The sequence below is a fragment of the Frankia sp. AgKG'84/4 genome (assembly GCF_023242965.2).
GTDB lineage: Bacteria > Actinomycetota > Actinomycetes > Frankiales > Frankiaceae > Frankia.
This window is the reverse complement of record NZ_JALKFU020000615.1, coordinates 1-3001: the sequence shown is the minus strand read 5'-3', so window position 1 is coordinate 3001 and position 3001 is coordinate 1. Positions and strand designations below refer to the sequence as shown.

Below are 3001 nucleotides of genomic sequence, written 5' to 3'. Positions count from 1 at the left end.
GCCGAGGCCGACGCGCACGTCGGCGCGGCCCGCTTTGAGCGGTCACCGGCCCGGACGACGCAGCGCAACGGCTCCCGCGTTCTTCACCGGCGACGGCGTTCGGCGTATCCCCGCGCACGCGACCGCGCTGGTGGTGCCCTACCCGCATCCGCAGCGGGCGGAGGCGATGCTCTGGCAGGCGCAGGCGGACTTCCGGTTCGTCCTGCCGGGCTGCTACTGCACGGTTCCCGGGCCAGGCGGTCACGCTTCGTTCCACGGGCCGGGAGATGCGCTGACCAGCGCACTGATCGACGTCGACAACGGGACGATGTCCGCGGGTGCCGCGGCCGGCTCGCCGCGGGTGCGGGCCGCCTATGCGCGGCTGGCTCCGGCCGCCGTCGTGCTCGGCCCGTCGCAGCGCTCCGGCGAGCTGCGGGCGCTGCTGCGCGCTCTGGTCGGCCAGTCGCCGCAGCGCGTCGACGGTGTCGACCTGTGGCTGCCGGCCCGCTGATCCGCCACGCCGCCGGGATGTCGTTCACCGGACATGCCCTACGGCGCAGAGAATCAGTCACCCGAGTCGACTACGCGGGAAGCTCGTCGCAAGCGCGGATCGTCCGCCCAGCCGAGAAACCGGCGATACCGCCTCACGACGATTCCCGGACTTCCGCGACCATGGTCGCTGCTGATCACAGCTCCAGAGCGGAGGACGCACGGTGTCGACGGTTCAGACAGGCGCCCGGCGGCCGCGGCGGCTGACCCGCGGGCAACGCGCCACCGTCGCCGCCGTGGTGGTACTCGCCGTTGCCGTGGCGGGCGCGCTCGTCCTCGCCTCCGGCACGTCGGACGCGTCGAGCACCTGGGACGCATCGTCCGCGAAGGCCTGGCCACCGTCCGCCGGCAGGACCACCTGCACGAGCGTGCAGATCTACAGCGGCAACGACGACTCGCCCTACAACCGGGTCGCCGACGTGCTCCGCAGGCGTCTCGCCGCGGCACCGGAGCATTTCACCGTCTACGTCAAGGAGACGAGCGGCTCCACCGACAACATCTACCACCTCGACGGGCCCGACCCGTCCCGCTGCGCGCTGGCGATCACCCAGCTGAACACCGCCGTGGACGCCACCAGGGCGGTGTTCCAGTTCGCCCCGAGCAACGGCGGTCACGCGGTCACCGACCTGGCCACCCTGGGGACCATCCACCAGGACCTGCTGCACGTGATCGTGCGGGACCGGCCGCTGGGTCCGGGGGACAGTCCGGTGAACCGCCTCGCCGACCTGTGTGACCGCGTCGTGGCCGCGGGCGAGCCGGATTCGGGGACCCGGCAGATCGGGGACGTCCTGCTCCGCGTGGGCCTGCCGGGCTGCTCCCCCAGCGTCAGCGGTGCCGGCGTCAACGAGGGGCTGCGGTCCCTGGCCGCCGGCAAGGTCGACGCGGTCATCTGGGCCGGGGCCCCGGCCACCGCGCAGATCCGCGCGGCGATCGCCGGCGGCGCCCGGCTGCGCATGCTCGACCTGTCCGACCAGCTGCCGGCGATCACGCAGAACTGGAACACCTTCTACGGCGGTCGCAGCGGCTACTTTCCCGGCGCCGTCTTCGGGCTGGGGAGCCTCGACCACAACGATTATCCGGGCATCCGGGCCGTGCGCACCATAACGATCCCGAACGCCCTGATCGCCCACGCCGACGCGGATCCGGCCCTCGTCCGCCGGGCGACCGCCGAGCTCTACCGGGACCCGGACGAGTTCATCACACGATTGTGGGGTACAAATCCCGCACATCACACCATTCCGGATGCGCTCTCGATTTACGAGGGCCCGCTTTTCTGCTACATACCGCTTCATCGGGCTGCACAGGACTACTACCGCGAGCGGTTCGGACGAGTGCCGCGCTGCGGTGCGAACTGACGCGACGTTCAGGGCATCACGGAGGCCGGGCCGCCGCGGGTCCCGCCGGTGGAATCTCGGGTGAAGGACGCGCCATGCTACGACCACTCGCCGCTACCGACCCCAGGGAGATCGGGCCGTATCGGCTGCACCACCGGCTCGGCAGCGGTGGCATGGGCGTCGTCTACCTGGGCTACGGAGCTGACGATCAGCCGGTCGCGGTGAAGGTGCCGCACGAGTCGTTTGCCACCAGCCTGGAGTTCCGAGGCCGGTTCCGGGCGGAGGTCGCCGCCGCCCGCCAGGTGCGGGCGCCCTCGGTCGCCAGGGTGATCGACTCCGACGTGGACTGCTCGCGGCCGTGGCTGGCGACCGAATACGTCGAGGGCCCCACCCTGCACGCCGCCGTGCTGGCGGCGACCGGGCCACTGTCCGGCCGCTCGCTCGACGGGCTCGCCATCGGTCTCGCCGACGCCCTCGCCGCGATCCACGCGCTCGGCGTCGTGCACCGCGACCTCAAACCCGCCAACGTCGTGCTCTCCTGGGAGGGGCCGAAGGTCATCGATTTCGGCGTCGCCCGGTCCGCCGACTACAGCGGGTACACCCAGGCCGGGGAACTCGTCGGCACGATTGCCTGGATGGCCCCCGAGCAGCTCGGCGGCGGGGTCGCCGGCCCCGCCTCGGACGTCTTCGCCTGGGCCTGCTGCGTCGTCTACGCGGCGACCGGGCGGCGCCCCTTCGCCGGGGAGTCGCAGGAGGTCGTCGCGCTGCGGATCACCACCGCCGAACCGGACCTGGACGGCGTCCCCGCCCACCTGCTCGACGTGGTCTGCCAGGGCCTGGCGAAGAGCCCGGCGCACCGGCCGTCGGCCGCCGAGCTCCTCGATCTGTTGACCACACGGCCGCAGGACCTGTCGGGCTCCGGGCCCGTGACGACGGCCGGCGCCACCTCGCCCAGCGACACGATCGGCCGGTCCCCCGACCACGAGCGCGATGACGATCGAACGCGGCTGACGGCGTGCCCGCCACTGGAACCGCCTTCACCGCCGACCCCGGTCCCGTCGCCGACGCCGTTCTCCGAGCCGGCGCGACGCCGCGCGGCCGGGGACGCGGACGGGGGCGCCCGACCAGCGGCGCCGCCC

Annotated in this window: 2 protein-coding genes and 1 pseudogene; all 3 read left to right on the top strand. The window is 72.9% G+C overall.

The window, feature by feature from the left end; translation table 11 throughout:
* Positions 1-490, top strand: a pseudogene (locus tag MXD58_RS24025) (hypothetical protein); the annotation flags it as partial.
* 202 nt (positions 491-692) lie between these two features.
* Positions 693-1883, top strand: coding sequence for a TAXI family TRAP transporter solute-binding subunit (locus tag MXD58_RS24020; RefSeq protein ID WP_248838802.1), 1191 nt, complete (start codon positions 693-695; stop codon positions 1881-1883).
* A 74-nt stretch (positions 1884-1957) separates the two neighbouring features.
* Positions 1958-3001 (top strand): serine/threonine-protein kinase (locus MXD58_RS24015; protein WP_250609979.1); only part of this gene is annotated, 1044 nt, incomplete at its 3' end.